Origin of the sequence: Tessaracoccus lubricantis, assembly GCF_039544535.1 — a bacterium.
Classification (GTDB): domain Bacteria; phylum Actinomycetota; class Actinomycetes; order Propionibacteriales; family Propionibacteriaceae; genus Arachnia; species Arachnia lubricantis.
The window spans coordinates 215,562-232,741 of record NZ_BAABLV010000036.1; the positions used below are offsets into that span (position 1 = coordinate 215,562).

Sequence of the window (17,180 nt, forward strand, 5' to 3'; positions counted from 1 at the left end):
GGCGTAGGATTTCCGCCGTGCTGACGTTCGAGTACCGAGGCCTGGGCGTCGAGCCCCGGCTCAGCGACTACCAGGAGACCTGGGACCACCAACGCGCCGTCCACGCGGAGGTGGCCTCCGGCGCACGCCCCGGCCATGTCATCTTCGTGGAGCACCCCCCTGTCTACACCGCGGGCCGACGCACGAAGCTGAGCGACTACCCCAAGGACGGCACTCCCGTCGTCGCGGTGGACCGGGGCGGGGAGATCACCTACCACGGCCCCGGCCAACTGGTCGGCTACCCCATCGTGCACCTGCCGGACGGAGTCGGCGTCGTCGACCACGTCCGCGCCATGGAGGCTGCGGTGATCGACCTGCTCGACGGCTACGGCATCGCGTCCGGGCGGGTCGAGGGCCGCACCGGGGTGTGGCTGGCCCCTTCGGGGCTCCAGCCGGAACGCAAGATCTGCGCCATCGGCGTCCGGGTCGCCCAGCGCACGGCCCTGCACGGCTTCGCGCTGAACGTGTTGAGCTCCGCCGAGCGCTTCGGCAACATCGTCCCCTGTGGCATCTCCGACGCCGGCGTGACGTCGATCGTCGAGGAACTGCCCGGCGACTGGTCCGTCCGCGCAGTGGCCCACGACCTCGAACCGCTGCTGCGTGAGCACCTCCTCCACACCTAGCCCTGCCGCGGTGCGCAGGAGTAACGTGCTGCTCACCCCCGACGAGAGGGGCCGCCACATGGGTCGACTCGCGCTTCACGTGTTCGGGTACGCCGCCACCGCCGCGCTGGTGTGGGCGTTCCTCACCCTGCACACGCGCCCGGAACCGCCCGGCGCCTGGCTGCGCTGGGTGGTGCTGGTGGCCATGGGCCCGTCGCTCTTCCGGTACGGCGTGCAGCTCGTGCTCGCTCCGCTGTACGAGATCGTCATGTCCCGCAGACGCCGGCGCCTCGCCGCCCGGTGCGTGGTGCGCCGTCCCTCGGTCAGCGTGCTGGTGCCCGCCTGGAACGAGGAGGTCGGGATCGAGGCCACGGTGCGCTCCGTCCTGGCCAGCGACTATCCCGACGTCGAGCTCGTCGTGGTCGACGACGGCTCCACCGACCGCACCGAGGAGGTCATGCGGCGGCTGGTGCGCGAGCACGAGGCGTCCGGCCGCCCGGGTCGGCTGGTGTTCCGCAGCCAGCCGAACAACGGCAAGTCGCGGGCGATGAACACCGCCCTCTCCCTCGCCACCGGCGACCTCATCGTGACGGTCGATGCCGACAGCGTCGTCGAACCCGACGCCATCCGGGAGATCGTGCGGATGTACGACGACCCGAAGGTCATGTCGGTGGCGGGCAACGTGAAGATCGGCAACCGCGACTCCGTGGTCGGGCTGATCCAGCAGTTCGAGTACATGTACGCCTTCTTCTTCAAGAAGGCGGACTCGCTGCTCAACGCCGTCTACATCGTCGGCGGCGCCGCGGCCTCGTACCGGCGCAGCGTCTTCCAGAGGATCGGCGGCTTCGACGAGACCATCATCACGGAGGACATCGAGATGTCCACCCGCATCCAGGACGCCGGCGGCAGGGTGCAGTACGCCCCCCGCGCCGTGATCTGGACGGAGGGCGCCTCCGACGTGGTGGGTCTGGCGCGGCAGCGGTTGCGCTGGAAGTACGGCCGCCTCATCACGTTCTGGCGCTACCGGTGGATGTTCCTCAGCACGGCGTCGCGCCACAACCTGTGGTTGGCGTGGCTCGTGATGCCCGTCACCGTGATCGCCGACGCGCTGCTGCTGCTGGAGCCGGTCCTGCTCGCCCTCATCGCCGCCTACACATGGGTCAGCCACGACTTCCTGCCCATCCTCGTCTACGCAGCCGCGCTCGCACTGCTGATCACCTTCCAGGTGCTGACCGACGTGCGGCGCCGCCGCAACCTCAACCTCCTGCCGCTGGCCCCGTTCGCCTGGCTGTTGGTCTACTTCGTCGACGCCATCGAGTTCCAGGCCCTGGTGCGCAGCCTGGTGCGCATCTCCCGCCGACGCGGCCTCGACTGGCAGCGCTGGGAGCGCACGGGTGTGTTCAGTGGGGAGACCGAGACGCCGGAAGAACTGGCTGCCACGCTCGAGGAGCAGACGACACCGCCGCCCGCACCGGGGCGCGCCGGGCAGCCCGGCGAGGACCGACAGCACAGCCCGGACGCCGAGGTGACCGGGGGCAGCCCGGTGACACGGTGCCGACACCCACCTCCCGGGGGTATTAGTCTGGTGGGGTGACCGCAGTGCAGCCAGATGGACGCCGGCTCCTCAGAGTCGAGGCGAAGAACGCAGAGACCCCGATCGAGCGCAAGCCCGCGTGGATCAAGACCACCGCCAAGATGGGCCCGAACTATCAGGACCTCCAGCAGATCGTGCGCACCGGCGACCTCCACACCGTGTGCCAGGAGGCCGGCTGCCCCAACATCTACGAATGCTGGGAGGACCGTGAGTCGACGTTCCTCATCGGTGGCGACAAGTGCACCCGCCGCTGCGACTTCTGCCAGATCGAGTCCGCCAAGCCCGACGGCTACGACCCGGCCGAGCCGCTCCGCGTCGCGGCGTCGGTGAAGAAGATGGGCCTGCGCTACGCCACGATCACCGGCGTGTGCCGCGACGACCTGCCCGACGAGGGCGCCTGGCTGTACGCGGAGACCATCCGCCAGATCCACTCCGTCAACCCCGGCGTCGGCGTCGAGATGCTGGCGCCTGACTTCTCCGGCAAGGAGGACTTGCTCGGGCAGCTGTTCGACGCCCGGCCCGAGGTGTTCGCCCACAACGTCGAGACCGTGCCCCGGATCTTCAAGCGGATCCGCCCCGGCTTCCGCTACGAGCGTTCACTCGAGGTGCTGCGCATGTCGCGCGACCGCGGCCTGGTGACCAAGTCCAACCTCATCCTCGGCATGGGCGAGACCCGCGAGGAGATCTCCGCGGCGCTGAAGGACCTTCACGACGCCGGTGCCGAACTCATCACGATCACGCAGTACCTGCGCCCCAACGCCACGCTGCACCCCATCGACCGCTGGGTCACGCCGGAGGAGTTCGAGGAGCTGGATCAGGAGGCCCGCGAGATCGGATATTCTGGCGTGTTGTCCGGGCCGCTCGTTCGTTCCTCGTACCGAGCAGGGCGGCTCTACCGCACGGCGATGGACGCCCGTAAGAAGAACTGACACGAGAGGCTGTCATGGCGAAGAGCGAACGCGCGAAAGCCTTCGAGGCCAAGCAGAAGGCCGAAGCCCGCGCTGAGAAGGAGCGCAAGCGCAATTCCACCAACCCCGCAGACTGGGGGCGTTGGCGCCAGCTTGTGGAGACCTACAAGATGACGGCCAAGCACGACAAGGCCCTGCCCTGGCTGATGGTCGCCGGCTTCGTCGTGCCGTTCGTGCTGCTGCTGGTGGCCGGCATCCTGATGGACCAGTGGCTGATCTGGGGCCTGCTCGGCCTGTCGGCCGGCTTCCTCGGCGCGATGGCGCTGTTCGCCTGGCGCGCCCGCCGCGCCGTCTACACCCGCTACGAGGGCCAGGCCGGTTCAGGCGAGGTGGCGCTGCAGATGCTGCCCAAGAAGTGGGTCTCCGACCCGGTCATCGCGGTCACGAAGAACATGGACGTCGTGCACCGCACCCTGGGCCCCGGCGGCCTCATCCTGATCGGCGAGGGCGAGCCCGGCCGCCTCAAGCCCCTCCTCCTGAGCGAAAAGCGCAAGCACGAGCAGGTCTCCTACGGCGTCGAGGTCAAGACGATCCAGATGGGCAGGGCCGCCGGCCAGGTGCCCCTCGACCAGCTCGCCAACCACATCAAGAAGATGCCGAAGGTGCTCACCCCGGCGAAGATCGGCGAGGTCCGCCAGCGGCTGCGCGCGCTCGACGCGATGCGCCCCAAGGCCCCCATCCCGAAGGGCCCCATCTCGATGAAGGGCGCCCGGTCCGCCATGCGCGGCCGCTGATCCGTGGCAAACCTCGTCAACCTCGAGGCCGTCACGCACGGCTTCGGCACCCGCATCCTGCTCGACGACGTCTCCTGCGGCATCTCGGCCCGCGAGGTCATCGGCGTCGTCGGCCGCAACGGCGACGGCAAGACCACCCTGCTGCGCATCATGACCGGCGAACTCGAGCCGGACTCCGGCCGCGCGATCCGCGCCACCAACGCGTCGATCGGCGTCCTGCGGCAGCAGAGCGAGAACCTTCCCGGTGAGACGGTCCGCGACCGCATCGTCGGCGGCGAACCCGACCACGTCTGGGCGGCAGACCCGGGCAAGCGCGCCGTCGTCGAGGCCCTGCTCACAGACATCGGGCTCGAGCGTCCCCTGGAGAAGCTGTCCGGTGGTGAGCGACGCCGGGTGGAGCTCGTCGCCGTCCTGCTGGGCCACCACGACCTCATCGTGCTCGACGAGCCCACCAACCACCTCGACGTGGAGGCCATCGCCTTCCTCGCCGAGTACCTGCGGGGCCGCACCCAGGCCGGGCTGGCAATGCTCGTGGTCAGCCACGACAGGTGGTTCCTCGACGCGGTCTGCACCCGCATCTGGGAGGTGCACGACGGCGTGGTCGACGCCTACGACGGCGGATACGCCGCGTACGTGCTCGCCCGCGTCGAGAGGCAGCGGGTGGCCGCGGCCAACGAGGCGCGCCGCAAGAACCTGGCCCGCAAGGAACTGGCCTGGCTGCGGCGTGGCGCCCCGGCCCGCACCTCCAAGCCGAAGTTCCGCATCGACGCCGCCAACGTCCTGATCGCCGACGAGCCGCCGCCGCGCGACAAGCTCGCGCTGGAGCAGTTCGCCGTCACCCGCCTCGGCAAGGACGTCTTCGACCTCGTCAACGTCGACTACGCCGTCCAGGACCGCGTGCTGCTGGACACGCTGACGTGGTCGATCGGCCCGGGTGACCGCATCGGGCTGGTGGGCGTCAACGGCGCCGGCAAGACGACGCTGCTCGACCTCCTGGCCGATGAGCGGACCCCCGACGGCGGAAGGATCAAGCGCGGCAAGACCCTGCGGCTGGCCTACCTGTCGCAGGCGGTCGCCGAGCTGGACGACGAGGAACGGGTGCTCGAGTCGGTCAAGCGGCTCCGGGAGGAGACGAAGCTCGCCACCGGGCGCGATGCCTCCGCGTCGTCGCTGCTCGAGGAGTTCGGCTTCACCGGCGACAAGCTGGTGGCCCGGATCGGCGACCTGTCCGGTGGTGAGCGCAGACGCCTCCAGTTCCTGCGGCTCCTCCTGATGGAACCCAACGTGCTGCTGCTCGACGAGCCCACCAACGACCTCGACATCGACACGCTCACCGTCATCGAGGACTACCTCGACACCTGGCCGGGCACCCTCATCGTCGTGAGCCACGACCGCTACTTCCTGGAGCGCGTCACCGACGTCACCCATGCGCTGCTGGGCGATGGCTCGTGCGTGTTGCTGCCAGGCGGGGTCGACGAATACCTCCAGCGCAGGCGCCGGGCGCAGGCGGCGGACGCTGCCGCCGCGCCGTCGTCGACTCCCCCCGCGTCGAAGTCGGACGCGGCGGCTGAGCGTCAGCGCAAGAAGGACCTGGCGCGCATCGAGAGCCAGCTGACCAAGGCTGAGGCGGAGATCGAGAAGCTGCACCACGCGATGACCGATGCGGCCAGCGACTACGAGCGGCTGGCCCGGCTCACCACCGAGCTCCAGGCGGTGGAGGCTCGGAAGGACGAGTTGGAAGAGGCCTGGCTGACCGCAGCCGAATAAGGCCGGGCTCAGCCGAGCACCGCCCCCCGGCTGGCCGAGCCCACCAGCTTCTGGTACTTGCCGAGCACGCCGGTGGTGAACTTCGGGGCGATCGGCGCCCAGCCCTCCCTCCGGACGGCGAGTTCCGCGTCGTCGACGAGGAGGTCGAGCGTCATGGTGTTCACGTCGAGGCGGATCCTGTCGCCGTCGTGGACGAATGCGATGGGGCCGCCGTCGACCGCCTCGGGGGCCACGTGCCCCACGCACAGGCCCGTGGTGCCGCCGGAGAAGCGGCCGTCGGTGAGCAGCAGCACCGTCTTGCCCAGGTTGGCTCCCTTGATGGCGCCGGTGATGGCGAGCATCTCCCGCATCCCGGGGCCGCCCTTCGGGCCCTCGTAGCGGATGACCACCACGTCGCCGTCGGTGATGGTGCCGTCCTCGAGCGCGTCCAGCGCGGCGCGCTCGCGTTCGAACACGCGGGCGGTGCCCTCGAACACGTCGGTCTCGAAGCCCGCGGTCTTCACGACGGCACCCTCGGGCGCCAGCGACCCGTGCAGGATCGTGATGCCACCGCGCGGCGCGATGGCATTGTCGAGCGGCCGCAACACCTTGCCGTCCGGGCGGCGCGGGGCCAGCTCCTCGAGGTTCTCGGCGATGGTCTTGCCGGTGACCGTCATGCAGTCGCGGTTGATCAGGCCGGCCTCGTCGAGGACCCGCATGATGACGGGCACGCCGCCCACGCGGTCCACGTCGTACATGACGTACTTGCCGTAGGGCTTGAGGTCGCCGAGGTGCGGCACCTTGGCCTGCATCCGGGTGAAGTCGGCGAGCGTGAGGTCGACGTCGGCCTCGTGCGCGATGGCCAGCAGGTGCAGCACCGCGTTGGTGGAGCCGCCGAAGGCCATCACGACGGCGATCGCGTTCTCGAAGGCCTCCTTGGTCATGATGTCGCGGGTCGTGATGCCCTGTCGTAGCATCCCGACGACGGCCTGGCCCGCCTTGAACGCCGCAACGTCGCGCCGGGCGTCGACGGCGGGCGGCGCGGCCGACCCGGGGATGGACAGGCCCATCGCCTCGGCCACGCACGCCATGGTGTTGGCCGTGTACATGCCACCACAGGCGCCCTCACCCGGGCAGATGGCCTTCTCGATGGCCGTCACGTCCTCCCTGGACATGAGGCCGCGGGCACACGCACCGACCGCCTCATAGGCGTCGATGATCGTGACCTCGCGCTCCTCCCCCGACGAGAGCCGCGCGTGCCCGGGCATGATCGAGCCGGCGTAGACGTAGACCGAGGCCAGCCCGAGGCGGGCGGCGGCCATCATCATGCCGGGCTCGGACTTGTCGCAGCCGGCGAGGAGGACGGACCCGTCCAGCCGTTCGGCCTGCATCACGATCTCGACGGAGTCGGCGATGGTGTCGCGCGAGACCAGCGAGTAGTGCATGCCGTCGTGGCCCATCGAGATGCCGTCGGAGACGGAGATGGTGCCGAACTCCAGCGGGTAGCCGCCGGCGGCGAACACGCCCTCCTTGGCCTTCTTCGCGAGCCGGTCGAGCGAAAGGTTGCAGGGGGTGATCTCGTTCCAACTGGAACCCACGCCGATCTGGGGCTTGGCGAAGTCGTCGTCGCTGAGGCCGACGGCGCGCAGCATGCCGCGCGCCGCGGTGGCCTCCAGGCCGTCGGTCACTTGGCGGGAACGGGGCTTGAGGTCTGGATGCTGGTCCATTCCCGGAGTTTACGACTCCGGTGCGCTCACTGCCGCTCGTCGGGCGAAGTGCCGAAGCGCTGCCCACGCTCGAGCTTGGAGAACGCGGCCATCTCGTCGTCGGTGAGCGCGAAGTGGTCGACGTCGCGGTTGCTGCGGAGGCGTGCGGGGTTGGTGGACTTGGGGATGACGGAGTTGCCCAGCTGGAGGTGCCACCGCACGATGGCCTGCGCCGGCGTGACGCCGTGGGCAGCGGCGACCTCCGCGACCGTCGGGTCCTCCAACACCCTCCCGCGGCCCAACGGGCTCCACGCCTGCGTGACGATCCCGTGCCGACGATGGAACTCGCGCAGGCCCTCCTGCTGGAGGTAGGGATGCAGCTCCACCTGGTTGACGACGGGGACCACGCCCGTCTCGTCGATGAGTCGGGTGATGTGCTCCTCGGTGAAGTTGGACACGCCGATGGAGCGGATGCGGCCCGCGTCGCGCAGTTCGATGAGGGTGCGCCACACGTCGACGTACTGGTTCCGGTTGGGGCGTGGCCAGTGGATCATGTAGATGTCGACCGCGGTGCCCAGCGCCCGCTCCGTGGCCTCGAACGAGGCCAGCACGGCGGCGCGATCCTGACTGTCCTCGCCCCAGAACTTGCTGGTGACCGTGAGCAGCGAGCGGTCGATGTCGATGCGGCCGAGCGCCCTGCCCACCTCGGCCTCGTTGGCGTAGAACTCCGCGCCGTCGACGAGGCGGTAGCCGGCGTCGACGCCGGCTACCACGACCTCCTCGGCCTGGTCCGGCGGCACCTTGTAGAGGCCGAAGCCGAGCGCGGGCATGCGGAAGCCGTCGTGGAGATGCAGGTCGTCTGTCATGGCTTGATTCTGCCACCGCGCCACGGCCCCCCCGCCTAGACTCGAGGCCATGGACCTCCACCCAGCACTGCAGCCCCTGGCAACGCTCGTCGGTACCTGGGAGGGCGCCGGGCACGGCGAGTACCCCAACATCAGGCCGTATGGCTACATCGAGGAGCTGACGTTCACCAACATCGGCAAGCCCTTCCTCGTCTACCGGCAACGGACGTGGAACTCCGACAACCAGCTCATGCACGTCGAGACCGGATACCTGCGCCTCCCCTCCCCAGAGCGGGTCGAGTTCGTCCTCGCGCAGCCCACCGGCCAGGTGGAATTGGCGGAGGGTCACCTGGAGGCCGTCGACCGGGCAGTGCGCATCTACCTCGAGGGCAAGATCCTCAACACGTCGACGGCGAAGCAGGTCGATGCGACGGCCCGCCGGTACACGCTCATCGGCGACGAGCTGGCCACGAGCTTCGACATGGCCACCGGCCAGTACCCCATCCAGCGGCACTTGACCTCCGAACTGACCCGCTCGAAGTAGGCCCTTCCTGCGGGTCGATGACGCCCCTCCCAGGCCGACGGCTCGGGCCCTTCCATACCCCCCGGGGGTATGCTAAGGTCGAGCCATGAGCACTCACCAGCACCACGCCCACGCACCCGAGGCGGCCCGCCCAGCCGAGGCTCACCACGGACACGCCGAGCACGAGGGTCACGGCGGCCACGAGGGCCACGAGGGCCACGACACGATGGCGAGCCATGACGGGCACGCGGGGCACGCGGCCCACTTCGGCAGGCTGTTCTGGATCATGCTGGCGCTGGCCATCCCGGTGGTGGCACTGTCGCCGATGTTCGCGCACCTGATGGGCTACCTGCTCCCCGGCTGGACGATCTGGGTGGCCGCCGCGCTCGGGACCGTGATGTACCTGTGGGGCGGCCGGCCGTTCCTGACCGGCGCCCTCGACGAGGCCCGGCGTCGCAAGCCCGGCATGATGCTGCTCATCGCGCTGGCCATCACCGTGGCGTTCCTCGCCTCCTGGGGTGCCACCCTCGGCGTCCTCCACCACGAGCTGGAGTTCTGGTGGGAGCTCGCGCTGCTGATCGTGATCATGCTGCTGGGCCACTGGGTGGAGATGCGCTCGCTCGCGCAGACCACCTCGGCGCTGGACTCCCTGGCCGCGCTGCTCCCGGACGAGGCCGAGCGCATCACCGACGGCGGCACGGAACTGGTCTCCCCCGCCGACCTCGAGCGGGGCGACACCGTCGTGGTGCGGCCCGGCGGCCAGGTCCCGGCAGACGGCCGCATCACGCAGGGTTCGGCGAGCATGGACGAGTCCATGATCACGGGCGAGTCGAAGCCCGTGCGTCGCGGCGAGGGCGACCAGGTGGTGGCGGGCACCATCGCCACCGATTCAGGCATCCGCCTCGAGGTGACCGCCGTCGGCGACGACACCGCGCTCGCCGGCATCCGCAAGCTCGTCTCCGATGCCCAGAACTCGTCGTCGAGGGCACAGCGCGTCGCCGACAGGGCGGCCGCCTGGCTCTTCTGGTTCGCGCTGGCGGCCGCCGTCGTGACCGCCATCGCCTGGACGATCCTCGGCGTGCCGGACCAGGCCATCGTGCGGACCATCACGGTGCTGGTCATCGCCTGCCCCCATGCCCTCGGGCTGGCCATCCCGCTGGTGGTGTCCATCGCGACGGAGCGTGCCGCCAAGGCCGGCGTCCTCGTGAAGGACCGACTGGCGCTCGAGGCCATGCGCACCGTGGACGCGGTGCTCTTCGACAAGACCGGCACGCTCACCGTCGGCGCCCCGGCGGTGGCCGCCGTCCACGCAGTCGACGGTGCACAGGAGCGGGTGCTGGCGCTCGCGGCGGCAGCAGAGGCGGACTCGGAACACCCACTCGCCAAGGCCATCGTGCGGCAGGCGGCGGAGCGTGGCATCCCCGTGCCGCACTCCCATGACTTCTCGTCGTCGCCCGCCGTCGGCGTGAGCGCCCAGGTCGACGGTCGACGCATCCAGGTGGGCGGGCCCCACCTGCTCACCCAGGAGGGGGCCGAGCCCCTGCCGGAGACCCAGCGGTGGGTGGCCTCGGGCGCCACCATCCTCCACGTGCTCGCCGACGGCGCCCCCATCGGGGCGCTCCAGGTCGTCGACGAGGTCCGCGGCGAGTCCCGCGCCGCCGTCGACGCGCTGCGCAGGCGCGGCGTCGAGGTCGTCATGATCACCGGCGACGCACAGGCCGTGGCGGAGTCGGTGGCGTCACAACTCGGCATCGAGCGGGTCTTCGCGGGCGTCAGGCCGGAGGACAAGGCCGGCAAGGTGCAGGAGCTGCAGCGCGAAGGCCGGAAGGTCGCCATGGTCGGAGATGGCGTCAACGACGCCCCTGCGCTGGCACAGGCGGACGTCGGGATCGCCATCGGCGCCGGCACCGACGTCGCCATCGGTTCGGCCGGGGTGATCCTCGCCGGCGACGACCCGCGCGCCGTCGTCTCCGTCATCGAGCTCTCGCACGCGGCGTACCGGAAGATGAAGCAGAACCTGTGGTGGGCGGCCGGCTACAACCTGGTGGCCGTGCCGCTGGCGGCCGGCGTCCTGGCACCGGTGGGCGTGACGCTGCCCATGTCGGTCGGCGCCGTGCTCATGTCGCTGTCGACGGTGGTCGTGGCCGTCAACGCGCAACTCCTGCGCAGGCTGGACCTGGACCCCGGCTCGCTCACGCGCCGATCGAACGCCTGATCAGCGCCGTCACCTGCTGCTCGACCTGCGCCGTCCACTTCGGGATGGCGTAGGCGTTGGGCCAGATGTCGCCGTCGTCGAGCTTCGCGATCTCGTTGAACCCCAACGTGCCGTAGCGGGTGCCGAACTTCTTGGCCGGCTGGAAGAAGAACACGATGTCCTTGCCCACGGTGTAGGACGGGAACCCGTACCAGGTCTTGCACCCCAACTCAGGTGCCACCTGCTTCACCAGGGCGTGCAGCGCCTCGGCGATCTCCTTGTCGTCGCCCTCCATCTCGGCGATCTTCGCCAGGACGTCGGCCTCCGGGTCCTTGCTGGAACGGCTGCGCCTGAGCTCTGCGGCGCGCTCCTTCATGGCGGCCTTCTCCTCGGCGGAGAAGCCCTCGGCATCGGCATCGGTGCGTTTCTTCGTGGCCATGGGCCGATCCTGCCATGCGCCCGGCGCTATTTCCGGTTGATCACCACCGTGCCGAGCAGGAGATCGGTGAGCGCGCGCCGCTCGGCGCCGATGACGACGGCGGGCAGCACGAGGCACTTGAGCGCGGTGCGGACGACGGCTCGCCACCACCCGATGTGGTGCCCGTCGAGGCGCACGATGCCGATGCGGGCGATCAGCTGGCCGAACGAGCCACCGGCCAGCGCCGTGAGGATGCTGGCCTCGACGAAGTAGACGGCCATGATCATGAACGACTTCCAGCCCGTGCCCGTCATGACCTCGGTGCCGAAGATCGCGATCGCGACAACCATGCTGGCGGCCCAGTCACCGATCATCGCGGCCATGCGCGCCCGCCACGATGCGAGCGACCCCCGCCCCCGCTCGGGCAGGCCGATGCTCTCGCCGGGATAGGTTGGGGCTGCAGTCACGCGGCGGAGCCTACCAGCGCATCCGAATGCGCCGTTGGCGAACAGATTTCACGCCAGTGGCTCCGAGATGTCATGATCGGCGCATGTTGTTGCTCGTCGGTCGACTCTGGGTCGATCTCTGCCGCGTCCCCGCCGGCACCTGTCTGCGCTGACCAGACCCCTCCCGACGACCCCGAAAACACACCACCCCAGCTTCAAGGAATCCTCATGTCCACCATCATCGAGGCGCGTCCTGACGCGCCCACCAAGGACCCCCGCAAACCGTTCTACACCAACCTCGGCTTCCAGATCGCCGTCGGCCTCGTGGCCGGCCTGGTGCTGGGCTTCATCGCCCTGGGCATCGGCGAGCCCGCTGAGGGCGAGCGCAACTGGCTGACCACCGTGCTCTACGAAGTCGGCTCCGCCTACGTGAAGCTGCTCATGCTGCTCGTCGTGCCGCTCGTGGTCACCGCCGTCATCTCCTCCATCGCCCGCCTGCAGCAGGTCAAGAACGCCGCCCGCCTCGCGGTGCAGACGCTCGTCTGGTTCGCCATCACGGCGCTGGCCAGCGTGGTCGTCGGCATCGTCGTGGGCCTGCTGTCGAAGCCCTGGCTCACCGCCGGGGTCTCCGGCGATGCCGCCGCGCTGCCCAGCCGCCAGGGTGACTGGGCCGCCTTCCTCCTCGGCCTCGTCCCCAGCAACATCTTCGGCCTGAGCGTCAACGCCACCGCCACCGCGGAGGGCGCGGTGACCGCCACCCCGAGCTTCTCGGTGCTGCAGGTCCTGCTGATCTCGATCCTCTTCGGGATCGCGGCCGTCAAGGTCGGCGACAAGGCCGCACCGTTCGTCGGTTTCATGGAGGCCGCGCTCTCGGTGATCCAGAAGGTCCTGTGGTGGATCATCCGCCTGGCCCCCATCGGCACCGCCGCCCTCGTCGGCCGCGCCGTCGCCACCTACGGCTGGACCTCGCTCGCCTCGCTGGGCGCCTTCGTGCTCGCGCTGTACGTCGGCCTGGCCGTGATCTGGGTGGTCGTCTACCCGGCCGTGCTGAAGTTCAACGGCCTCGACGTGGCGCAGTTCTACCGCAACGTGTGGCCCGCCATCTCGCTGGGCTTCGTGACCCGCTCCTCGATGGGCACCATGCCCGTCACCGAGCAGGTCGTCGAGCGCAACCTCGGCGTGCAGCGCCAGTACGCGAGCTTCGCCGTGCCGCTGGGCGCGACCACGAAGATGGACGGTTGCGCCGCGGTCTTCCCGGCCATCGCGTCGATCTTCATCGCGCAGTTCTACGGCATCGACCTGAACATCACGCACTACCTGCTGATCGCGTTCGTCGCCGTGCTGGGCTCCTCCGCCACCGCCGGCACCACCGGTGCGACCGTGATGCTCACCCTCACGCTGTCGACGCTGGGCCTGCCGCTGGAGGGCGTCGGCCTGCTCCTGGCCGTCGAGCCCATCGTCGACATGGGCCGCACCGCGCTCAACGTCACCGGCCAGGCGCTCGTCGCCGCCGTCGTGGGCAAGCGCGAGGGCGTGCTGGACCAGGCCGTCTACGACGCCCGTCCGCAGTTCGCCGCCTGATCGACGCACCTGAGGGGCCCGGGCATCCGCCCGGGCCCTTCGTCGTCGATCCAGAAAAAGCTGTAACGCGGCCGTTACGCACCAGCAACTGCCGGGCAAAGATAGGCTCATAACGTTTGGACTCGTCCAACCGAGACGTAAGGGTTACGCATATGTTCCAAGGCGCAGACGACCTGCTGGCTTACATCAAGGAAGAGGGCGTCGAGACCGTCGACGTGCGCTTCTGCGATCTCCCCGGTGTCATGCAGCACTTCACCGTCCCCGCAACCGCCTTCGGACCTCAGGTCTTCGAAGACGGCCTGGGCTTCGACGGCTCCTCCATCACCGGCTTCCAGAAGATCCATGAGTCTGACATGGCCCTGCTGCCGGACCCCACCACGGCCTACCTGGATCCGTTCCGCAAGTCGAAGACGATCAACGTCAACTTCTTCGTGCACGACCCGCTGACCAAGGAGCCGTACTCGCGCGACCCGCGCAACATCGCCCGCAAGGCGGAGGCGTACCTCGGCTCCACCGGCATCGGCGACACCGCCTTCTTCGCGCCGGAGGCCGAGTTCTACGTCTTCGACGACATCCGCTTCCAGACCTCCGCGAACTCCTCGTACTACCACATCGACTCGGAGGCAGGCGCCTGGAACACCGGCCGCATCGAGGACGGCGGCAACCGCGGCTACAAGGTCAGCTACAAGGGTGGCTACTTCCCCGTGGCCCCGGTGGACCACTTCGGTGACCTGCGCGACGACATCGTGCGGCACATGGGCAACGCCGGCCTCGAGGTGGAGCGCGCGCACCACGAGGTGGGCACCGCCGGCCAGGCCGAGATCAACTGGCGTTTCGACACGCTGCTGAAGGCCGCCGACGACGTGATGAAGTTCAAGTACCTCGTGAAGAACACGGCCTGGGAGGCGGGCAAGACCGCGACCTTCATGCCGAAGCCCATCTTCGGCGACAACGGCTCGGGCATGCACGTGCACCAGTCCATCTGGGAGGGCGGCCAGCCGCTGTTCTACGACGAGAACGGTTACGCCGGCCTGTCGGACCTGGCCCGCTGGTACATCGGTGGCCTGCTCAAGCACGCCCCCGCGCTGCTGGCCTTCACCAACCCGTCGGTCAACTCGTACCACCGCCTGGTGCCGGGCTTCGAGGCCCCCGTCAACCTGGTCTACTCGCAGCGCAACCGTTCGGCCTGCATCCGCATCCCGATCACGGGCTCCAACCCGAAGGCCAAGCGCATCGAGTTCCGCTGCCCCGACCCGTCGTCGAACCCCTACCTGGCGTTCGCCGCGATGCTGCTGGCAGGCATCGACGGCATCCAGAACCGGATCGAGCCGCTCGAGCCCATCGACAAGGACCTCTACGAGCTGCCCCCGGACGAGCACGCGCAGGTGCCGACGGTGCCCGGTTCGCTGGGCGCGGTCCTCGACGCCCTCGAGGAGGACCACGAGTTCCTGTACGCGGGCGACGTGTTCACGTCGGACCTCATCGAGACGTGGGTCGACCTGAAGCGCGCCGAGATCCAGGCGATCGCCATGCGGCCGCACCCGCACGAGTTCGAGCTCTACTACGCGCTCTGAGCCACCCCGGACGAGGCCCCGGGTTCCATCCTTCGATGGAACCCGGGGCCTCGCGGCGTGCCGGAGGCCTGCCATACGCTCCGAAGGTGAGCAAATCCCGATTCCTTCGTGCCTTCGTGGCGGCTGCCATCGCGGTGGTCTGGTTGATCGGGGCCGGCATCGGCGGCCCGTACTTCAGCCGGGTCTCCGAAGTGGCTCAGAACGACGCCGCCCAGTTCCTCCCCGCCGACGCCGAGTCGACGCACGTCGACGAGCGCTACCTCGACTTCGTGGGCAGCGACACGCTGCCCGCCATCATCATCTTCACCGCCGACGAGCAGCTCACCGAGGCGCAGCTGGCTGACCTCGGCACGCTGGCGGAGGACCTCTCCGATGAGGAAGGGGTGCTGAGCACCTCACCGCTGCTGCCGTCCGAGGACGGGCTGGCGGCCCAGTTGTTCCTCGGCCTCGACCCCGACCTCGAGCAGGGCGTGGCCGTCACCGGCCTGCGTGACGCCCTGCAGTCGGAGACCCCCGACGGCGTGGAGCAACACATCACCGGGCCCGCGGGCTTCACCGCCGACATCGCCCAGGCCTTCGCGGGCATCGACGGCCTTCTGCTGATCGTGGCGTTGAGCGTCGTGCTGGTCATCCTGCTGGTGGTCTACCGCTCTGTGATCCTGCCGTTCGCGGTGCTGTCGACGAGCCTCTTCGCGTTGTGCGTGGCGCTGCTGGTCAACTGGTGGCTCGCCAAGGCCGGCGTCGTCGCCCTGACCGGCCAGACGCAGGGCATCCTGTTCATCCTCGTCATCGGTGCGGCAACCGACTACTCGCTGCTCTACACCGCGCGCTACGCGGAGGAGCTCAAGCGCCACCGGTCGCGCGCCACGGCGACCTGGCGGGCCATCAAGGGCGTCGTCGAGCCCATCCTGGCCTCGGGCGGCACCGTCATCGCCGGCCTGATGTGCCTCCTGCTGAGCGACCTCGGCTCGAACCGCTCGCTTGGCCCCGTCGCGTCGATCGGCATCGTGTTCGCCATGCTCGCAGCGCTGACCATGCTGCCGGCGCTGCTGTACATGATGGGCCGCACGTCGTACTGGCCGCGCCGCCCGCGCTACCTGCCCGACCGCACCGACGACGACCAGCTCAACGAGGGCATCTACGCCAAGGCCGCAGGCCTCGTCTCGCGCAAGCCGCGCGTGGTGTGGATCGTGTGCGTCATCCTGCTGGCCGCCGGCGCCGCCTTCTGGCCCACCCTGAAGGCCGACGGCGTCCCGCCGAGCGACTTCGTGCTGGGGGCCTCCGACGCGCGGACCGGCCAGGAGAAGCTGGGCGAGCACTTCCCCGGCGGCTCGGGCACCCCCGTCCGGGTGCTGACCGACGAGTCCGAGCTGATGCCGGTGACCGAGACCCTGCTGGGCACCGACGGCGTCGCCTCCGTCTCCGTCGTGGCGGCCGACTCCCCCGGAGGCACCGCCCCCGTCACGCTGGACGGCATCCAGGCCTTCGGCCCGCCCGGGACCCCGGCGCCTGCACCCACCGTCGACGACGGGGAGGTCATGCTGCTGGCGACCCTCACGGAGGCACCCGACAGTGACCTGTCGATCCAGACGGTCCGCGACCTGCGCACGGAACTGGCGGGCACGGCCGAGCTGGGTGGCCGCACCGCCGTCGACATCGACACGCGCGACACGTCGGCGCACGACCGCGCCACGATCATCCCGATCGTGCTCGTGGTGATCCTGGTGATCCTGATCTTCCTGCTGCGCAGCGTGCTGGCCCCGGTGCTGCTGATCCTGACCACGGCGCTGAGCTTCGGCACGGCCATGGGCACCTCGGCCATCGTGTTCAACCACGTCCTGGACTTCCCGGGCGCGGATCCGTCGGTGCCGCTCTACGGCTTCGTGTTCCTCGTGGCGTTGGGCATCGACTACAACATCTTCCTGATGACGCGCGTGCGCGAGGAGTCGCTCAAGCACGGCACCAGGAAGGGCATCCTGCGTGGCCTGTCGGTCACCGGCGGCGTGATCACGTCGGCCGGCCTGGTGCTGGCGGCCACGTTCGCCGCGCTGGCGGTCATCCCGGTGCTGTTCCTGGCCCAGCTGGCCTTCATCGTCGCCTTCGGCGTGCTGCTCGACACCTTCCTGGTGCGCACGCTGCTGGTGCCGGCGCTGTCCTACGACATCGGGCCGGCCATCTGGTGGCCGTCCAAGTTGCGCAAGAGGGGCTGA

The 17,180-nt window shown here is 69.5% G+C and carries 14 protein-coding genes; 10 read left to right on the top strand and 4 right to left on the bottom strand.

Going from position 1 to position 17,180, the window contains the following annotated elements:
- The first annotated feature begins 8 nt into the window (after nt 1–8).
- From lipB to ABEA30_RS12145, 5 genes are read left to right on the top strand one after another with little or no spacing between them, the layout of a single operon-like run.
- Nucleotides 9–662 (top strand): lipoyl(octanoyl) transferase LipB, encoded by a 654-nt coding sequence (gene lipB, locus ABEA30_RS12125; RefSeq protein ID WP_345583531.1) that lies wholly within the window; start codon nt 9–11, stop codon nt 660–662.
- Nucleotides 663–672: 10 nt separating this feature from the next.
- Nucleotides 673–2,235: a glycosyltransferase family 2 protein gene (locus tag ABEA30_RS12130; protein ID WP_345583177.1), complete on the top strand. Its 1,563-nt coding sequence runs from the start codon at nt 673–675 to the stop codon at nt 2,233–2,235.
- Entirely contained in the window at nt 2,232–3,164 is a 933-nt protein-coding gene (locus ABEA30_RS12135; RefSeq protein ID WP_345583179.1) for a lipoyl synthase, read from the top strand. Before ABEA30_RS12130 ends, ABEA30_RS12135 begins: the two co-directional genes overlap by 4 nt.
- Nucleotides 3,165–3,178: 14 nt before the next feature.
- On the top strand, nt 3,179–3,937 hold the full coding sequence (locus ABEA30_RS12140) for a DUF4191 domain-containing protein (protein ID WP_345583181.1): 759 nt from the start codon (nt 3,179–3,181) through the stop codon (nt 3,935–3,937).
- A 3-nt stretch (nt 3,938–3,940) separates the two neighbouring features.
- Complete coding sequence (locus tag ABEA30_RS12145) at nt 3,941–5,704, top strand: ABC-F family ATP-binding cassette domain-containing protein (RefSeq protein ID WP_345583183.1); 1,764 nt, start codon at nt 3,941–3,943, stop codon at nt 5,702–5,704.
- A gap of 8 nt (nt 5,705–5,712) precedes the next feature.
- Here the strand turns inward: ABEA30_RS12145 and ilvD are convergent, their stop codons facing one another.
- Nucleotides 5,713–7,410 (bottom strand): dihydroxy-acid dehydratase, encoded by a 1,698-nt coding sequence (gene ilvD / locus ABEA30_RS12150; RefSeq protein ID WP_345583185.1) that lies wholly within the window; start codon nt 7,408–7,410, stop codon nt 5,713–5,715.
- 26 nt (nt 7,411–7,436) lie between these two features.
- A complete protein-coding gene (locus ABEA30_RS12155) occupies nt 7,437–8,255 on the bottom strand; it encodes an aldo/keto reductase (RefSeq protein WP_345583187.1) in 819 nt (272 codons plus the stop codon).
- Between the two features lie 49 nt (nt 8,256–8,304).
- Here ABEA30_RS12155 and ABEA30_RS12160 point away from each other — a divergent pair, with 49 nt between their 5' ends.
- A complete protein-coding gene (locus tag ABEA30_RS12160; protein WP_345583189.1) occupies nt 8,305–8,778 on the top strand; it encodes a heme-binding beta-barrel domain-containing protein in 474 nt (157 codons plus the stop codon).
- An 85-nt stretch (nt 8,779–8,863) separates the two neighbouring features.
- Entirely contained in the window at nt 8,864–10,972 is a 2,109-nt protein-coding gene (locus ABEA30_RS12165) for a heavy metal translocating P-type ATPase (RefSeq protein ID WP_345583191.1), read from the top strand.
- Here the strand turns inward: ABEA30_RS12165 and ABEA30_RS12170 are convergent.
- Together ABEA30_RS12170 and ABEA30_RS12175 are read right to left on the bottom strand one after the other, a co-directional pair.
- A complete protein-coding gene (locus tag ABEA30_RS12170) occupies nt 10,950–11,390 on the bottom strand; it encodes a DUF1801 domain-containing protein (RefSeq protein WP_345583193.1) in 441 nt (146 codons plus the stop codon). The genes ABEA30_RS12165 and ABEA30_RS12170 overlap by 23 nt on opposite strands.
- A gap of 26 nt (nt 11,391–11,416) precedes the next feature.
- Nucleotides 11,417–11,836, bottom strand: a complete 420-nt coding sequence (locus ABEA30_RS12175) for an RDD family protein (protein WP_345583195.1) — start codon at nt 11,834–11,836, stop codon at nt 11,417–11,419.
- 207 nt (nt 11,837–12,043) lie between these two features.
- Here ABEA30_RS12175 and ABEA30_RS12180 point away from each other — a divergent pair, with 207 nt between their 5' ends.
- The 3 genes from ABEA30_RS12180 to ABEA30_RS12190 all read left to right on the top strand — a co-directional run bounded on the left by ABEA30_RS12180 (nt 12,044) and on the right by ABEA30_RS12190 (nt 17,180).
- Nucleotides 12,044–13,396: a dicarboxylate/amino acid:cation symporter gene (locus ABEA30_RS12180; protein WP_345583197.1), complete on the top strand. Its 1,353-nt coding sequence runs from the start codon at nt 12,044–12,046 to the stop codon at nt 13,394–13,396.
- Between the two features lie 152 nt (nt 13,397–13,548).
- Nucleotides 13,549–14,970: a type I glutamate--ammonia ligase gene (gene glnA, locus ABEA30_RS12185; RefSeq protein WP_345583199.1), complete on the top strand. Its 1,422-nt coding sequence runs from the start codon at nt 13,549–13,551 to the stop codon at nt 14,968–14,970.
- Between the two features lie 86 nt (nt 14,971–15,056).
- On the top strand, nt 15,057–17,180 hold the full coding sequence (locus ABEA30_RS12190; protein WP_345583201.1) for an MMPL family transporter: 2,124 nt from the start codon (nt 15,057–15,059) through the stop codon (nt 17,178–17,180).